The 16,319-nt window shown below is 55.9% G+C and carries 20 protein-coding genes and 1 other RNA gene; 9 read left to right on the top strand and 12 right to left on the bottom strand.

What is annotated here, in order from left to right; translation table 11 throughout:
- Positions 1 to 10 precede the first annotated feature (10 nt).
- The 3 genes from AC2FIS_RS02615 to AC2FIS_RS02625 all read left to right on the top strand — a co-directional run bounded on the left by AC2FIS_RS02615 (position 11) and on the right by AC2FIS_RS02625 (position 3,525).
- Positions 11 to 1,225, top strand: coding sequence for a hypothetical protein (locus AC2FIS_RS02615; RefSeq protein ID WP_496771856.1), 1,215 nt, complete (start codon positions 11 to 13; stop codon positions 1,223 to 1,225).
- Entirely contained in the window at positions 1,222 to 2,571 is a 1,350-nt protein-coding gene (locus tag AC2FIS_RS02620; protein WP_496771857.1) for a cytochrome P450, read from the top strand. The genes AC2FIS_RS02615 and AC2FIS_RS02620 overlap by 4 nt, the downstream gene beginning before the upstream one ends.
- Positions 2,572 to 2,643: 72 nt before the next feature.
- Positions 2,644 to 3,525, top strand: a complete 882-nt coding sequence (locus tag AC2FIS_RS02625; RefSeq protein WP_496771858.1) for a fructose bisphosphate aldolase — start codon at positions 2,644 to 2,646, stop codon at positions 3,523 to 3,525.
- A gap of 3 nt (positions 3,526 to 3,528) precedes the next feature.
- Here AC2FIS_RS02625 and AC2FIS_RS02630 read toward each other — a convergent pair whose 3' ends face one another.
- The 5 genes from AC2FIS_RS02630 to fumC form a co-directional block, all read right to left on the bottom strand.
- Entirely contained in the window at positions 3,529 to 4,131 is a 603-nt protein-coding gene (locus AC2FIS_RS02630) for a DNA-3-methyladenine glycosylase I (RefSeq protein ID WP_496771859.1), read from the bottom strand.
- A gap of 64 nt (positions 4,132 to 4,195) precedes the next feature.
- Positions 4,196 to 4,414 (bottom strand): ribbon-helix-helix domain-containing protein, encoded by a 219-nt coding sequence (locus tag AC2FIS_RS02635; protein WP_496720340.1) that lies wholly within the window; start codon positions 4,412 to 4,414, stop codon positions 4,196 to 4,198.
- Complete coding sequence (locus tag AC2FIS_RS02640) at positions 4,411 to 4,587, bottom strand: DUF4169 family protein (protein WP_496720342.1); 177 nt, start codon at positions 4,585 to 4,587, stop codon at positions 4,411 to 4,413. The genes AC2FIS_RS02635 and AC2FIS_RS02640 overlap by 4 nt, the downstream gene beginning before the upstream one ends.
- The gene (aroQ, locus tag AC2FIS_RS02645) at positions 4,584 to 5,108 is read right to left on the bottom strand and encodes a gamma subclass chorismate mutase AroQ (RefSeq protein ID WP_496771860.1); all 525 of its coding nucleotides are present in this window, start codon (positions 5,106 to 5,108) and stop codon (positions 4,584 to 4,586) included. The genes AC2FIS_RS02640 and aroQ overlap by 4 nt, the downstream gene beginning before the upstream one ends.
- Entirely contained in the window at positions 5,105 to 6,496 is a 1,392-nt protein-coding gene (gene fumC / locus AC2FIS_RS02650; protein WP_496720345.1) for a class II fumarate hydratase, read from the bottom strand. Before fumC ends, aroQ begins: the two co-directional genes overlap by 4 nt.
- Positions 6,497 to 6,703: 207 nt before the next feature.
- Here fumC and AC2FIS_RS02655 point away from each other — a divergent pair, with 207 nt between their 5' ends.
- Entirely contained in the window at positions 6,704 to 7,267 is a 564-nt protein-coding gene (locus AC2FIS_RS02655) for a hypothetical protein (protein ID WP_496771861.1), read from the top strand.
- Between the two features lie 33 nt (positions 7,268 to 7,300).
- On the opposite strand, the gene AC2FIS_RS02660 is transcribed toward AC2FIS_RS02655, so the two are convergent.
- The 7 genes from AC2FIS_RS02660 to AC2FIS_RS02690 form a co-directional block, all read right to left on the bottom strand.
- Positions 7,301 to 7,762, bottom strand: coding sequence for an SspB family protein (locus AC2FIS_RS02660; protein ID WP_496771862.1), 462 nt, complete (start codon positions 7,760 to 7,762; stop codon positions 7,301 to 7,303).
- A gap of 76 nt (positions 7,763 to 7,838) precedes the next feature.
- The gene (gene chrA, locus AC2FIS_RS02665) at positions 7,839 to 9,092 is read right to left on the bottom strand and encodes a chromate efflux transporter (RefSeq protein ID WP_496771863.1); all 1,254 of its coding nucleotides are present in this window, start codon (positions 9,090 to 9,092) and stop codon (positions 7,839 to 7,841) included.
- Complete coding sequence (locus AC2FIS_RS02670; RefSeq protein WP_496771864.1) at positions 9,089 to 9,904, bottom strand: chromate resistance protein ChrB domain-containing protein; 816 nt, start codon at positions 9,902 to 9,904, stop codon at positions 9,089 to 9,091. Before AC2FIS_RS02670 ends, chrA begins: the two co-directional genes overlap by 4 nt.
- 126 nt (positions 9,905 to 10,030) lie before the next feature.
- Entirely contained in the window at positions 10,031 to 10,462 is a 432-nt protein-coding gene (locus AC2FIS_RS02675; RefSeq protein ID WP_282168355.1) for an ester cyclase, read from the bottom strand.
- A gap of 99 nt (positions 10,463 to 10,561) precedes the next feature.
- Positions 10,562 to 10,907, bottom strand: a transfer-messenger RNA (tmRNA) gene (ssrA, locus tag AC2FIS_RS02680).
- Positions 10,908 to 10,943: 36 nt separating this feature from the next.
- A complete protein-coding gene (locus tag AC2FIS_RS02685; protein ID WP_496771865.1) occupies positions 10,944 to 11,306 on the bottom strand; it encodes a DUF4345 family protein in 363 nt (120 codons plus the stop codon).
- Between the two features lie 10 nt (positions 11,307 to 11,316).
- On the bottom strand, positions 11,317 to 12,048 hold the full coding sequence (locus tag AC2FIS_RS02690) for a FadR/GntR family transcriptional regulator (RefSeq protein WP_496771866.1): 732 nt from the start codon (positions 12,046 to 12,048) through the stop codon (positions 11,317 to 11,319).
- 86 nt (positions 12,049 to 12,134) lie between these two features.
- Between AC2FIS_RS02690 and AC2FIS_RS02695 the strand changes: the two genes are divergently transcribed.
- From AC2FIS_RS02695 to acuI, 5 genes are read left to right on the top strand one after another with little or no spacing between them, the layout of a single operon-like run.
- Complete coding sequence (locus AC2FIS_RS02695; RefSeq protein ID WP_496771867.1) at positions 12,135 to 12,926, top strand: DUF2182 domain-containing protein; 792 nt, start codon at positions 12,135 to 12,137, stop codon at positions 12,924 to 12,926.
- Between the two features lie 4 nt (positions 12,927 to 12,930).
- Positions 12,931 to 13,635 (top strand): DUF1326 domain-containing protein, encoded by a 705-nt coding sequence (locus tag AC2FIS_RS02700; RefSeq protein ID WP_496771868.1) that lies wholly within the window; start codon positions 12,931 to 12,933, stop codon positions 13,633 to 13,635.
- A complete protein-coding gene (locus tag AC2FIS_RS02705) occupies positions 13,635 to 14,141 on the top strand; it encodes a DinB family protein (protein ID WP_282118484.1) in 507 nt (168 codons plus the stop codon). The genes AC2FIS_RS02700 and AC2FIS_RS02705 overlap by 1 nt, the downstream gene beginning before the upstream one ends.
- Entirely contained in the window at positions 14,142 to 15,245 is a 1,104-nt protein-coding gene (locus AC2FIS_RS02710) for a dimethylsulfoniopropionate demethylase (protein ID WP_496771869.1), read from the top strand. It begins immediately after the preceding gene.
- A 57-nt stretch (positions 15,246 to 15,302) separates the two neighbouring features.
- Positions 15,303 to 16,298: an acryloyl-CoA reductase gene (gene acuI, locus AC2FIS_RS02715; protein WP_496771870.1), complete on the top strand. Its 996-nt coding sequence runs from the start codon at positions 15,303 to 15,305 to the stop codon at positions 16,296 to 16,298.
- The last annotated feature ends 21 nt before the right edge of the window (positions 16,299 to 16,319 follow it).

Consider the following 16,319-nt stretch of genomic DNA (forward strand, 5'->3'; position numbering starts at 1 on the left):
AGGTAAGGCCATGAGCAGTCAGAATAATCAACCTCGGGTGTGTAAACGCCGGGTATTCTATATTCCCGGCTATGACCCGATACCGCCGCGGCGGTATCGTGAGCTTTATCGTACCGAAGGCTCGCTGCAGGCGGAGATATCCGGTTATGAGATTTCGGTGTCCGCCAAGTCAGACGATGGACCATATGGATGGCACGTTACTTCCCGGCAGGATGATGATGAAGTTCAGGCCGATGTGAGTGTTTTGGTCTGGTCGGATCTGGTGCGTGACAGCATGTCCAATTCGATCCCGGCGACCTATCTGCAATTGGTGCAGACCGCATGGATCTATATGTCCTCCGGAACGCTGTGGCGCCTGATGCAGCTGCGTAAAGGACCGGTGATTGCCGCACTGTACCCGGTAGGAATGTTGCTGGCTCAACTGCTGTTGGCGATCTTGCTAGCCGGGGCCATGACATGGGTTTTGACGCCGTTTATCGGCTGGATGGGCGTAATCCTTGCAGTTGGTGCCGCCTACGGTTTGATGCGCTGGTTTCGCCAGCAAGACGGCCAGCTTTTTGCTTATTACCTGATGCATGATTATGCCTATTCCGCAAAACTCAAAGGGGCGACGCCAGTTGAATTACGCAATCGCCTGCGTGCATTCGGTGCTTTGATCCAAGAGGCGCTGAATTCAGACGCAGACGAGGTGCTGGTCGTCGGGCATAGCTCAGGGGCCCATCTGGGTGTCAGTGTTCTGGCCGATGTTATCCGAGACAGCAGGCAGCGCGACGACAGCCCCGCGTTTTCGTTCCTGACATTGGGGCAGGTCGTGCCCATGGTATCATTTCTACCCGAGGCGCAGGGTTTGAGGGCGGACTTGCAATTCTTGTCCACGCAGGAAGGCCTGACCTGGGTCGACGTCTCGGCCCCCGGTGATGGCTGTTCTTTTGCGCTGTGCGATCCGGTTTCCGTCAGCGGTGTCGCAACCGCCGAAAAGAAATGGCCGCTGGTTCTGTCTGCGGCCTTCACACAGACCCTGTCCCCCGAACGCTGGAAGAACTTGCGATGGAAATTCTTCCGCCTGCATTTCCAGTATCTCTGCGCCTTCGACAAGCCCGATCGGTATGACTATTTTCGCATCACTGCCGGGCCTCAAACCTTAGGTCAGAGGTTTGAGGGACGGGCACCGTCGAAATCACGGATGGATAAGCCGGTCTCAAAATACATCTCGGTGAAGGTATGACGCCGCCCAAGCCAACTTCGCGCCCCGATAAAGTATCGCTTTGGCGGTATCTGAGGTTGTTTCGCAAGGATATTCTGTCAGCCCAACCCCATAAGCTGTACCGCGCCTGGATGGCCGAATTTCGCACGCCGTTCTTTCGATCATATTTGGTAAATCAGCCAGAATTGATCGACACAGTTCTGAAAAAACGCCCTGATGATTTTCCCAAATCAAACCGCATAAGTGAAGGGCTGCGTCCGTTGCTGGGGGACTCTGTCTTCCTGACCAATGGGGACACCTGGAAGAGGCAGCGCAGGATCATTGATCCCGCGTTCGAGGGCGGTCGTTTGAAAGATACCTTTCCGGCGATGCATGCGGCTGGTCAAGCAGCGGTAGACCGGTTGCGTCCGCAGTCAGGCGGTGTCGTTGAGTTTGAAGAGGTCACCAGCCATATCGCGGCGGATGTCATCTTTCGCACCTTGTTTTCGGTGCCCATCGAACACGAAATTGCCGCTCAGGTTTTTGACAAGTTTCGCAGCTATCAGCGTGAACAACCCATTCTGAACATTGCGGCCTTTGTCCCTCTGCCAAAGTGGTTGCCGCGGCTGCATTCAAGACGCACCAAGAAGAATGCAAAGGATATCAGGGCGCTAATCCAGCGACTTACGGCGGATCGGGCTGAACTGATCGCTCGTGGTGGCGCGCCGGATGATCTAGCAACCAAGATCATGACCACGCGTGATCCCGAAACCGGGCGTGGGTTTGACACGCAGGAAATGGTCGATCAGGTGGCGATCTTTTTTCTTGCCGGGCACGAAACCAGCGCATCCGCTCTGGCCTGGACGCTGTACCTGATGGCCATGTATCCCGAATGGCAGGACAGTCTGGCCGAGGAAGCTGCGGCGCTCGACACGCCCGATTTTTCTGTAATGTCGCGGCTAAAGCTTAGCCGGGATGTGTTCCGCGAAGCGCTGCGGCTTTATCCGCCCGTGCCGATGATGGTTCGTGAAGCGAAATGCCCCGAACGTTTCCGCAACAGGGCTGTCGCCGAAGGATCGCAAATCGTGATCAGCCCGTGGCATCTACATCGGCAGGAAAGGCTCTGGAAACGTCCCGACGAGTTTGATCCGACCCGGTGGGGAACTGAGAGTGGAAAGACCTGTCAGCGCAAGGCGTACATTCCATTCTCGACAGGGTCCCGTGTATGTCCCGGTGCCGGGTTCGCCATGATCGAGGGGCCGCTTCTGTTATCCATGCTGTTGCGACACTACCGGTTCGAGTTGGTCGCGGGACAAACGCCGGTTCCTGTCGCGCATTTGACTGTCCGATCGAAAGACGGAATTTGGTTGCGGTTGGTTGAGCGCTAACAAACTACCATCCTTTCACGCCTTGCTGTATGCGGTTTTAAATCGCGGAATCATATTGAACGGGAAAGTCTTATGTCATCAGCAGAACAGCGCACACAAATGTCCGACGGCGCAGGATTCATCGCAGCATTGGATCAAAGCGGTGGCTCGACCCCCAAGGCGCTGGCGCTTTATGGCGTGGACGCATCTGAATACAGCTCGGACGAAGAGATGTTCGGTGAAATCCAGAAAATGCGTGCGCGGATTATTCTGGCGGATGATTTCACCAAGGACAAAGTGATCGGCGCGATCCTGTTCGAACGCACTCTGGGCGAGCAAATTGATGGTCAGAAGGTCGCCGACTATTTGTGGTCAGTGAAAGGCATTGTACCTTTCCTCAAGATTGACAAAGGCTTGGAAGACGAAGCGAATGGCGTTCAGATGATGAAACCCATCCCGGGTCTGGCCGCAACATTGGCCAAAGCCGATGGTGTTTTCGGGACCAAGGAGCGCTCGGTCATTCATGAGGCAAACGCCGAAGGCATCGCGGCGGTTGTTGCACAGCAGTTCGACGTTGCGCGTAAAGTCGTGGCTTCCGGAATGGTTCCGATTGTTGAGCCTGAGGTGAACATCAACTCCGCCACCAAAGCCGAAGCCGAAGACATCCTGAAGGCTGAAATCCTGAAAAACCTTGATCAGTTGGCTGACGGACAGGACATCATGCTCAAGCTGACGATCCCTAACCAAGCTAACCTCTATGATGAATTGGCCGATCATCCGCGTGTTCTGCGCGTGGTTGCGCTGTCGGGTGGTTATTCGACGGAACAGGCCTGCGATCTGCTGGGCCAGAACGGTAAGATGATCGCGTCCTTCTCGCGCGCGTTGACCGAAGGATTGTCAAAAAAGCAATCGGATGCCGAGTTCAACGCGGCCTTGGGCGGAAACATCGACAAGATTTTCCGCGCGTCAATCTAAACACTATTGGGGTTTGGTGAATTCGCGGCGCAACTGCGCCGCTTTTTCACGCATGACGCAGGCTTCGGCGTGATCATTCACCAGCCCCATTGCCTGCATGAAGGCAAACACTGTCGTCGGCCCGACAAACTTCCAGCCCCGTTTTTTCAGGTCTTTCGACATCGCCACAGATTCCGGCGACGTTGAAGCTGTTTGCGGGGCAGGCGGTGTATCCGCCTCGTATCGCCACACATATGCGGCCAGAGACCCTTCGGCAGCGATTAACTCTTGCGCACGGCGTGCGTTGTTAATCACGGCCTCGATCTTTCCGCGATGTCGCACAATTCCTGCATCTTGTAACAAACGCTGTGTATCTGCATCATCAAACGCGGCTACTGCGTTGATATCAAAAGATTTGAAGGCTTTCCTAAAATTCTCGCGCTTAGACAGGATGGTGCGCCAGCTTAGACCGGACTGAAAGCTTTCGAGGCATAGCTTTTCGAACAGGCGTTGGTCGTCACCAACCGGATACCCCCATTCCTGATCGTGATAGTAAAAGAACTCGGGCGCGGCCTGACACCACGCGCAGCGTGGTTTTCCGTCTGGCCCTAGAACTGTATCAACCACCGGCCTGTACTCCTTTTGTTCCCCCTTACTGTAAGCGGTTTCAGGATGTCAGAGCAAGACTGATTTACTTGGATTGATACCAGTTTAGAATGAAAACCCTTATGGCCGATGCAAGTCCGATGTCCGGGTCACGCTCGATATCAATTTCGGCCGCCAGAGCGTTGATCGGTAGGTTTTTTTCCTTGGCAATGGTCCGGAACGCCTGCCAGAATTCATCTTCCAGCGATACGGATGTCCGATGGCCTTTCAGCGTCAGGGATCGTTTGACCGGGCGTCCGCTCATTTGTCCAACTTACGGCCTTCATGGTCTTGGTTCAGCTTGTGCTGCTGTTTTTTCGCCAGATCCTTTTCGGCCTTGTTGCGCCCAAAAGTAATGGCGTTTTGATCAGCGCGGGCCTTGTTTTCGGTCCGCGCTTTTTCTTTTCGATATTTGTTCAGATTGACCGGTTCCGTCATTGCGCAAGTCTCACTTTGGTCAGACTATCGAACAATTCCGCGCTGCTGTCATCTGAAAGGCATTCGACACTCACGGTGTCCAGAAAATCGGCCTGCGACGAGGGTGAGACCGGTGGTTGATCGGACAATGTCTCAAGGATCTTCCCGCCCAGATCCAACAGTGCAGGGCGTACCTCGGTTGTCAGGTCCGCATAGTTTTCGGGAACAGAGGTATGGTCTTCGGTCCACCGTTCAATCCAACAGGATTGAATCTCTTTCGCGGCTTCGATCTGCACTTCGAAAAAATGCTGCGCGCTGTCCGGGTCAACGCCCGCAAGCGCTGCTTGTTCCAAGGTTTTGTCAATTACGACTTTCTCACGCTCAAGGTCTTCGACCGGGCGGTCATTGGCGTGTTTGAACGCAGCAACGTCCTGCATCCATTCCAGCCGAGAGTCGATCAGGTCGAACAGGTCAGCCTGAGCTGAGGTCGCTGTGCCCGCAATAAGCAGGCACAGGCAGGTTGGTTTGCGCCACGCGATCATTTGGGGCCGATCATGTGCTCGGGCCGGACAACCGCATCGAATGTCTCCTCATCAACAAAGCCCAGCGCAATGGCCTCTTCCTTGAGGGTCGTGCCGTTCTTATGCGCCGTTTTGGCGACAGTAGTGGCGTTGTCGTAACCGATGGTCGGGGCCAGCGCCGTGACCAGCATCAGCGATTCCTTCATCAGCTTGTCGATGCGCGGTTCATTGGCCTTGATACCCAGCAGCATACGCTCGGTAAAGCTGTCGGTGGCATCACCCAGCAGCTGAATGGATTGCAGCAGATTGTACGACATCATCGGATTGTAGACGTTCAACTGGAAATGACCCTGCGAGCCAGCAAACTTCATCGCCGCATCGTTCCCGATTACATGCGCGGCCACCTGAGTCAGCGCTTCGGCCTGCGTCGGGTTCACCTTGCCGGGCATGATTGACGAACCCGGCTCATTCTCAGGCAGGATCAGCTCACCCAAACCAGACCGCGGGCCAGAGCCCAGGAACCGGATGTCATTCGCGATTTTGTAGCAAGAGCCAGCAATGGTCGCCAGCGCGCCTGACAGGAACACCATGGCGTCATGTGCAGCGAGGGCTTCGAACTTGTTCGGTGCCGTTACGAAGGGCAGGTTAGTGATGTCAGCCATGTTCTTGGCGACGGCCTCATCCCAGCCATCATGCGTGTTCAGGCCGGTGCCGACAGCGGTACCGCCTTGCGCCAGTTCATAGATGCCGGGCATTGCAGCCTCGACGCGAGCGATCCCTTGGCGGATCTGGTGCGCATAGCCGCCGAATTCCTGTTCCAGGGTCAAAGGGGTCGCATCCTGAGTGTGTGTGCGGCCGATCTTGATGATACCGGCAAACTCTTTGGCTTTCGCTTCCAGCGCGGATGCAAATTTCTCAAGCCCGGGCAGCAATACGTCGCGCACGCTCATGGCGGTGGCAATATGCATTGCTGTCGGGAAAGTGTCGTTCGACGACTGCCCCATGTTGCAGTGGTCGTTGGGGTGCACCGGTTCTTTTGAACCGATCACACCACCCATGATCTCAATCGCGCGGTTTGCGATGACCTCATTCGAGTTCATGTTCGACTGAGTGCCCGAACCGGTTTGCCAAACGACCAGCGGGAAGTTGTCGTCAAACTTACCCTCAATCACTTCACCCGCGGCCTGGATAACAGCGTCGGCGATCTTGGCATCCAGCTTGCCGATGGCTTTGTTCTCCATCGCGCAGGCCTTTTTTATAACGCCCAGCGCCCGTACGATAGCGACGGGTTGCTTTTCCCAGCCGATCGGAAAATTCATGATCGAGCGTTGAGTCTGTGCACCCCAATATTTGTCGGCGGGAACTTCCAACGGGCCAAAGCTGTCGGATTCGGTGCGGGTCTGGGACATCGGTCACTCCGTCTAGTATGCAGTCGTATGCCGTTTACCCGTGACGGCGTCATCGCGCAATCGGCCAGTTGCGCGCACCATAAGCGTAAGCCGACCAAAGGTATAGGCGTTGGGGTGGGGCATTTTTCTTTGATACACAGGTGCTAGGACCATTGTGTGCGCCTGTGACTGGGGTAGAATAGCAAGATCAAAACGCTGGAGGGTCAGGTGCTGCAATTTAACGGGGTTAATCCGCTGCGGCTTATCGCATTCGCGGTGGGTGCCGTATTCTGGCTTGTCTTTGCCAATCTTCAGGCCCAGGCCGGGGACATCACGCCCTTTATCGGGGATTACGTCGGTTCAGCCAATTTGGTTGACGATGACGGTACCGAAACCCCACGCGATATGAGCGTTTCGATCCATCAAACCAAAGAGGGATTTAACGTCAGCTGGAAGACCACGACCTATAAGCCGGATGGCCGGGTCAAAGATCAATCCTTCTCGATCGATTTCAAGCAATCTGACAGGTCCGACGTGTATTCAGCGGCGATGAAACGCAATGTGTTTGGTCACGAGGTGCCCCTGGACCCAATGCAAGGCGAACCGTTCGTGTGGGGCCGGATCGAGGGCGAGACTCTGACGGTGTTCTCGTTGTTCATTGATGAAAACGGTGGCTATGAATTGCAGCAGTTCGATCGCACGCTGGCCGAGGGTGGGCTGAACCTGTCCTTTTCGCGGTTCCGTAACGGGATTAAATCCCGCTCGGTCGATACGTTCCTCAAAAAACAGTAAACCCCGCGAGAGGCGGGGTTTGTAAGTCTGAGCTTACTTTCTGAAACTGTCCAGTGAAACGACATCTGCGTCTTGCTGGACCGGAGTTTCCTCAACCTCAATCGATTCTTCAACGATATGGGTTGCGACCTCTTCTTCGTCTTCCGGACTTTCGAAACGCAGCCCGAATTCAACCGACGGGTCCACGAAAGTTTTGATCGCATCATACGGAATATAAAGCGGTTCGGGCGCGTCACCGAAATTCAGGGTGATCGCGAAACCATTGTCGCCGACCTCGAGGTTTTCGAACCAGTGCTGCATGACGACCGTCATTTCTTCGGGGTAGCGTTCGCGCAGCCAATCGGCCAGTTCAACACCGTCCTGCCGGGTATCGAAGGTGATGAAGAAATGATGCGCCCCAGGCAGACCATTTTCAGAAACGTTGGTCAGAACCTTCTGAATGAGGCCGCGCATCGCGGTGTGCATCAGGGTTCCATAATCGATGTCCTGCGACATGTGTGATCCTCAAAAGTGGTTACCACAAGCATAGGGGATTCGTTCGGAAACGAAAGACCGGGAGTTGGTGGATTGTTCAAAGAAAATGAAAACCGATTCCGGCCACGGCCATCAGAGCCAAGGTCATTCCCATGCCGAATTTTAGCTTGAATATCAACACCCCGGCCATGAACGTCAAAAGCAGCGCTTTTATGTTCAGTGTCGCAAGTTCGGGCCATGGGATGGTTAGGGGTCCCCATGCCAATTCCGGGATTGTTCTGAAAAGAACGTTAAGAGCAAACCACACGGAAAGGTTGAGAATCACGCCGACGACCGCTGCTGTTATCCCGTGCAAGGCTGCGGAAAGCCGTGGGCGGGCGGCCAATTGGTCAAGATAGGGCGCGGCAAGGAAGATCCACAGGAAACACGGAACAAACGTGGCCCAAAGTGCCACCGCGCCAGCGGCAAGTGCCAAAGGGATGCCGCCCGAAATCTGCCCCGTTAGCATCGCAACAAATTGCGTCACCAGTATCAAAGGACCCGGCGTTGTTTCCGCAAGCCCCAGCGCATCAATCATCTGATCTGTGCTGATCCACTGATACTTGTCGACGACGGTTTGGGTCATATACGCTAGAACCGCATAGGCGCCGCCGAACGTAACAACGGCCAGACGGGCGAAGAACCACCCGAGATCGCTCAACAATTTCTGACCGGTCACGCTCAGAAGAACCAAAGGGCCAAGCCATAGGGTCAGCCAGATGGCGCAGGTGTGCAGTGGGCGCGTCGCACTGGGGGCAGGGGGTGCTTGGGCGGTGCTGGCCTCACCCTTGAAACTCAGATACCCCCAAAGCGCCGCAGCCAGAATGATCAAGGGAAAAGGCAGGTTAAAGGCAAAGATAGCAACAAAGCCCAATCCTGCTATTGCCCGGTGTTCCACATCGGTCAGGGCTTTGCGCGTCAGGTTTCTAAGCGCCTGAAGGACAATGATGATTACCGTGGCCTTCACACCAAGGAAAGCGGCCTGAACCAGAGGCAGGTCCCCAAAAGCTGCGTAAAGCCCGACCAAAACGGCGATGATCAGCGCGCCAGGGATGACGAATAGGCCTCCGGCGATCAACCCTCCGGTCACACCGCGCAGCCGCCAGCCGGCATATGTGGCAAGTTGCATCGCCTCGGGCCCGGGCAATAGCATGCAAAGGGACAACGCCCGCAGATACGATTGTTCGTCCAGCCACGGGCGTTTTTCCACTAATTCCTGATGCATCAGTGAGATTTGCGCAGCAGGCCCCCCAAAGGACAAAAGCCCGATGCGTCCAAAGATACGAACCAGCTCCGATAGGGTCGGGGTCATGATTTGCGATCCATTGGCCAGTCGTGTTGCTCTTCAAACCCGTCGCGCGCCCAGCGATACAGCGCATCGTACAGGTGCATTCCTGCAGCAAGGTTTTCGTGATCGTCACGGTATTGCCGGGACAACCCGACAGAGACCGCAAGCAACCCGGCGGCTTCTGGTGCGAGGTCATGGCGATTGGTGTCTGCGGCCCTAACGATCGTTGCAAGCCGATCCAGCGCGGGCGTGTGCAGTGCGAATTCGTCCAGCATAGTGTCAAAGGTGCATTTGTCTTGGCGGTGGCTCCAATGAGCGCCTTCGATGTCAAAAGGGATCGCGTCAAAAATTGCAGCGGTGTCGTCGACTTCCGACGGGGCAACAAACAGGAACCGGGCATTTGGGTCCACAAACCGCCGGATCAGCCAAGGGCAGGCGATGCGATCGATCTTTGGTCGGTGTCGAGTTACCCAAAGGGATCCTTTGGACTGCAGTATCGAAAACGCTTTCGCAGGCACACGCGGAGCGTCCGGCATGTCTCGCCACGCAAACATGCCGCCCTCCAGATACTCGGCCTGAACACCTTCGCCCCGCAACAAAGAAACGACGGCCTGGCTGAGTTTCTTGCCTTTCTGGCAAATTACGACTGCAGGTCGGTCACCGATCAGGTTGACCAGCCCTTCGATATCTTTCGCAGGATTGCGTATTGAGCCGGGGATAAGATACGGGTCAGCCTCAAAATCCACATCCATACAGATGTCGATCAGAATGGGGGATTGCGGCGTACCTATCAGTCTTAACAATTGCTTTGGGGTGATCGAGTTTGGCGCGGGCACAGCATGTCTCCTGGTTTTGTCGGATACATGCGAAACTTGGGCTGACGCCTCACGGGGTGTTCGCAATCTTACCCCATGGCACTTGCTACCGCGTAAGCGCCGAGGGGGTCAAGATTGCTTATTTGGTCAGGCCCAATCCAGCCTTTGACCGGTCATACACACAGGCAAAGTGTCCTGCGGGAACTGGCCGAGCTGTTCGAAGAGTGAGATGAAATCGAACTGGTTATACGCCTCAACCATTCGGCCGTTTTTGATCCGTCCCATGACGCTGCCGGTGGCCTGAAGCGGGGCACCATTATCGGCGCGCGTCGTGCGCAGGTGAATGATGGCGGATACCCAATCGCCGTTTTCGATGATTTTGGGCATATCGACCTGAATGTCCCCAAGGATATGGCGAAAGGCCATGACCAGATCCCGGAAATCATCCGCACCGACCTGCATTTCCGGAATAAGCCCTTCGGCCATTGCTTCGGGGGCAAAATACTGGTCAATCGCGTCTGTATTGCCGTTTTCCCAAACCTCGGAATACCACTCTCTGAGTAAATCTGCGTGCGACATCCCAGCTCTCCTTATTCTGCTGGGGTCAGCATGAGACCAAATAGTGAAAAAACTCTGAACATGAACATGCTCAGCGAAAAACTCAGACTTTAAGTTGAAAGTGCAGGTTTCTGTTGCCAGGTACCTGCGAACCCCGCCTTACGCGGCTAGGCGCAAGGGCTTAAGTTTCGGTCTTGCTACTGCTTACGCAGCAACTGCAACCGGAGCACGATTGTCATTTGCAATTGTACTTTTCGGGCCGATACGGTGGCACCCCGCCGAGACAAAGCTAACCCCTTTAGACGTTCGTCGATCCTATTTCGGCCCCATGATCCCCAAATGAAGGATGTTGGTGGAGCCGCCGGGTACCGCCCCCGGGTCCGATCCGCTTATTACGAGCGCGTTTATGTCCATAGTCCCGAAGGACATACCCTATATAGGTGAGCCTGCAGCCGGATGCAAACCGGGAATCTTACCGGGCGTTTGAAATAATTACAGATGGTTAGGCGGCCCTGTTGATGTTGGCCAGTATCAACCAAAGTGCAAGGACCAGTTCGATTCCACCAAAAGTAGCCGCCTTGACCAACGGTGGGTTGTCCAGAAAGACTGAAACAAACCGACCCAATGCCGCGCCCGCGTAGACAACACCCAGCATTGCGTAGGCCATCGGGTTGTTGAGGAGCAAAACGGCCACGCCAGTGACGACGAAAAGCCCACCGACTGAAGCACGCATCTCGCTCAGCCCCATGTTGCTGTTGGTGGTGCTCAGATCCAGCGCGCCCAAGGTAAAGCTGGGCGCCAGAAACCCGAATAGGCCGAACCCAATGGTCATGAGAGCTGCAATCACGTTCAAAGCGGTGGACATTTCATTTTCCTTACGCCGGATTACGTCGCTGCTGCGCTACGTCTTGCGCCAATTGTCTTGTGTAGCTCTCAAGCTCAACTAGCGTCGTGTCCACTTTGGTCGAGTCGCGACCTTCCAGCGCGTCGGCGATTTGATTGTGGAAGGCAATAATTGCTTCCCGGGACCGCGCTGTGAAAGTGATCATGTTCATCAATGGCTGCATCGCTTCGACCGCGCCGGCGAGTTGATAAGACAGCACGGGATTGCCTGCACCATCCACCAGCGCTCGGTGAAACGCCACGTCCGAGGCGCAGAATGCCTCATCCGTCAGGCCCGGTTGGGATTGGCGGTGAACTTCGGCCCGCATGGTGGCCAACTGATCCGCTGTACGGCGTTGCGCGGACAAGGCGGCGCAGGCACGTTCGAGCGCGAAGCGCGCTTCGCAGGCGGTGTCGAAACTGACCGCATTCATCGACAGCAACAAAGTCGATGTCGTGATCTGTTGGGAATACGCGCCCTCAAAACTCAACCGGTTCACAAATGCACCACCGCTTGCGCCGCGTTGCGTGCGGATCAGGGATTGCGCCGCAAGACGCTTCAAAGCCTCGCGCACGGTTGGGCGAGATACCTGGAATTGCTCGGACAATTCCGCCTCGGAGGGCAAACGTTCATCCACGATCAATTCGCCCGAGATGATCGCGTCACGAATGGCCTGAGCGATCTGAGCCGACAGATCAGCAGGTTTTTTGGGGTCGATTTTCATATTCCGGGGACCGTCGGTGAATTTTTATTTGTCTGACATTTAAAAGTCTGACATTTGAAAAGCAAGGACTGAGTCGGGAGGAGCGCGTGAGTCGCACAGTTCTACGCACCGCATTTTGGCTGGGGTTTTATGCCCTGATCCTGTCTGCGTGGTGGGTCATGTTCACCATGAGCCGCGACATGGATCTGGATTGGATCGGTCGCCCCGGCCCAATGGGTCAAGCCATGGCGGCCATGGACCCGCGCATGGACATGTATATGCCCATGGCCGAGTTTGGCCCGCTGTTCTGGATGTGGGCTATCATGATGGCGGCGATGATGCTGCCGACGCTCGTGCCGACGTTACGCAGCTATGACGATCTGATCCGCAGCGCCAATGGTTCGCGGGCGGGTTGGTTGGGTGTTCTATCCGGGTATCTAGTCGTCTGGGTTGGCTTTGCAGCTTTGATCACCGGTGTTCAGTTGGCGCTGTTGTTTGGTCGGGTCGTTGACATGCTGGGCATCGGCAAATCCGGGTATTTCGCAGGCGGCCTAATGATTGCCGTCGGCGCATTTCAGTTCACCCGCGCGAAAGAGGTCTGCCACGGCGTCTGCCATGCTCCCATGACCTATTTTCTGGGGCACTGGAAAACCGGGTTCACTGGCGGATTGCGCATGGGGCTGGGATTGGGCGCATTCTGTGTGGGCTGCTGCTGGGGCTTCATGGCGCTTGGTTTTGTTGGCGGTGTCATGAGCCTGTTGTGGATGGGTCTCGCGACCCTGTTCATGGTTTTGGAGAAACTACCCCAGATCGGGCACGCAGTGACCCGACCGATGGGATTTGCATTGATTGCGGGCGGTCTTGTTCTGCTCGTCTATCCAATAAGCTACGGAGGATAAGCCTATGGCTAAGAACAGAAAACCCGAGGCCGACAAGCTGCCGATCAGTCAGCGCATTGACAGCCGTATGCCCAATCCCAAGCGGCGCGAGATGAGCCCGACAAATTGGGCAATCAAAGGCGAATTGATCCTGAACTGCTCATGCGATGTGTTCTGCCCCTGCGTGGTTTCATTGGGCGCACATCCTCCGACTGAGGGGCATTGCCACGCGTGGATGGGAATTATCGTTGATGAGGGCCACTATGAAGGCGAAGACCTGTCCGGTCTGAACGTCGGACTGCTGGTCGATATTCCGGGTCGAATGGGCGAAGGGCAGTGGAAAGTGGCCGCTTATGTCGATGAGCGTGCCAGCGGCAAGGCCTACAACGGGCTGTTGCAAATCTTCAGCGGTCAGGCAGGCGGGACCACCGGTTTGTTTACCATGCTGGTCAGCGAGATTATCGGGGCCGAGCGCGCGCCAGTCCAGATTGAGCGCGACGGCACCAAGCGCCGCATCGCGATTGGCCGCAAAATTCAGGGTGAGATTGAGATGCTGGGCGGCAAAGACCCGGAACATCCGGTCATGGTGTCGAACTCGAAGTATTGGATGGGGCCAGACATCATCGTTGCGCGTGGTACGAAGTCCAAAGTGCGCGACTACGGCCGTGTCTGGGATTTTGGCGGAAAATCTGCCGAAATCTGCCCAATTGACTGGCATGGGCCAAAGTGATGATCACCGCCGCCTATGCGCAAGAGATGGCCCGATATAATCACTGGCAAAACAGCCAGTTGAAGGGCTTTCTTACCGCACTTTCGAATGAGGAACTGACCCGCGAGCGCGGAGCGTTTTTTGGTTCGATCCTGGGCACGGCAAATCATTTGCTTTGGGGGGACTGGATATGGATGTCGCGGTTTGACAAGGGGCAAGGTCCCGGCGGCGGTATCCCGGAAAGCCCGTCACTGTGCATCGATCTGGCAGAATGGTTGCCCCTGCGCGATCAGATTGACCAGCGGACAACCCAATGGGCCGCGTCCTTGAATGACGAGGACCTGCGCGGCCCGTTCACATGGTTCTCGGCCGCCAAAGAAGCCGATGTCACGAAACCGTATGCGCAATGCGTCATTCATTTCTTCAACCACCAAACACATCACCGGGGCCAGCTGCATCAAATGCTGACCGAAACAGGTTCTGCTGCACCGGTGAGCGATCTGGTTTTTCTGCCTGAGGAGGCTTAAGTGGCTCAGATCTCACTCTCGCGTCGCCTGCGCCGAACACCTTTTTCTGATGGTGTCGAAGCTGCTGGGGTTAAAGGATATACGGTTTATAACCGTATGTTATTGGCCACTGTTTTCGAATCCGTTGAGGCGGATTATCGGCACTTAAAAAACCATGTGCAGGTTTGGGATGTATCGTGCGAACGGCAGGTAGAACTGCGTGGGCCGGATGCCGCGCGGCTGATGCAGATGCTAACGCCACGGGATCTGCGGCGGATGTTGCCCGGTCAGTGCTTTTACGTTCCCATTGTCGATGAAACAGGCGGAATGCTGAATGATCCTGTGGCGGTGAAGCTTTCGGAAGATCGGTGGTGGATTTCGATTGCCGACAGTGACTTGCTGCTTTGGGTCAAGGGCATTGCCAACGGATACCGTCTGGATGTGCTGGTCGACGAACCCGATGTGTCTCCGCTGGCGATACAGGGGCCGAAGGCGGATGACCTGCTGGCCCGTGTTTTTGGCGACCGGGTGCGTGACATTCGTTTCTTTAAATTCGACAAGTTCGAGTTCGAGGGACGTGAACTCGCAATCGCACGGTCTGGTTATTCCAAACAAGGTGGTTTCGAAATCTATGTCGAGGGTTCGGACATCGGTATGTCCTTGTGGAATGCGCTGTTTGCGGCGGGCGAAGACCTGCACGTCCGGGCGGGCTGTCCCAATCTAATCGAACGGATTGAGGGTGGGTTACTGTCATACGGCAACGACATGACCGACGACAACACGCCGCATGAATGCGGTTTGGGTAAGTTCTGTAACACCCATACGGCGATCGGTTGTATTGGCCGAGACGCTCTGCTGCGCGTGGCCAAGGAGGGTCCGGTTCAACAAATCCGTCCGATCGCAATCGACGGCGAAGCTGTACCATCATGCGACCGCCCTTGGCCGGTAGTGGCTGCAGGCAAGCGGATTGGCCAGATTACGTCGGCCGCTTGGTCCCCGGATTTCGACACCAATGTGTCAATCGGTATGGTCAAGCTGAGCCATTGGGAACCCGGCACACGGATCGAAGTTGAAGCCCCCGATGGGATGCGTGGTGCGACCGTGCGGGACAAGTTCTGGATTTGAACGACATATCTCGGATCAGCACTGGCTGGTGACTGATTTAAAAGAAAGGAAAGTTAAATGTTCAATGCGTTGGTAATGGATAAGGACGAAGACAGCGGACTGGCAAGCGCTTCGGTCAAACAGCTTTCCGTTGGGGATCTGCCCCATGGCGAAGTGACAATCGCTGTTGAGTACTCGACCGTAAACTACAAGGACGGCCTTTGTATGTCGCCGAAGGGCGGCGGGCTGGTGCGCAGCTATCCGCACGTACCCGGCGTCGATTACAGTGGCACGGTCGAGGCGTCCTCGGACGATCGCTATAAACTCGGCGACAAGGTCGTTCTGACCGGCTGGCGTGTGGGTGAAGCGCATTGGGGCGGGTATTCCCAAAAAGCTAACGCTCTGGCCGACTGGTTGGTTCCCTTGCCGGAAGGTCTGGACACACGTCAAGCCATGGCAGTGGGCACGGCCGGTTTCACAGCGATGTTGGCGGTTATGGCACTTGAGGATCAAGGCATGCAGCCGGGTCATGGTCCAGTGCTTGTTACCGGGGCCGCTGGTGGTGTTGGTTCGGTTGCGACCGCCATTCTGGCCAATTTGGGCTATGAGGTGGCTGCCGTGACAGGCCGGCCAGAGGCGGGTGAATATCTGAAATCACTCGGCGCCACCACGATTGTCCCACGCGAGGATCTTAATGAAACCGTGAAACGCCCGTTGGAAAGCGAGTCCTGGGCCGGGTGCATTGACGCAGTGGGGGGCGAGATGTTGGCCCGTGTACTGGGTCAGATGAAATACGGTGCCTCAGTCGCAGCCGTTGGTCTGGCCGGAGGGGCAGGGCTGCCCGCAAGCGTCATTCCGTTCCTGTTGCGCGGTGTCAACCTGCTAGGCATCGATAGTGTGATGCAGCCCTATGACAACCGGGTTCGCGCATGGCAACGCGTCGCAACCGACCTGCCGATGGACAAGCTTGAGGCAATGGTTCATCCCGCGACCCTGAGCGATCTGCCTCAATTGGGGGCGGATATCCTAAAAGGGCAGGTCAAAGGCCGTGTTGTTGTCGATGTAAACGCCTGATTCCTATGCACATGATCCGGC

Source organism: Ruegeria sp. CDSB113, from assembly GCF_059611045.1.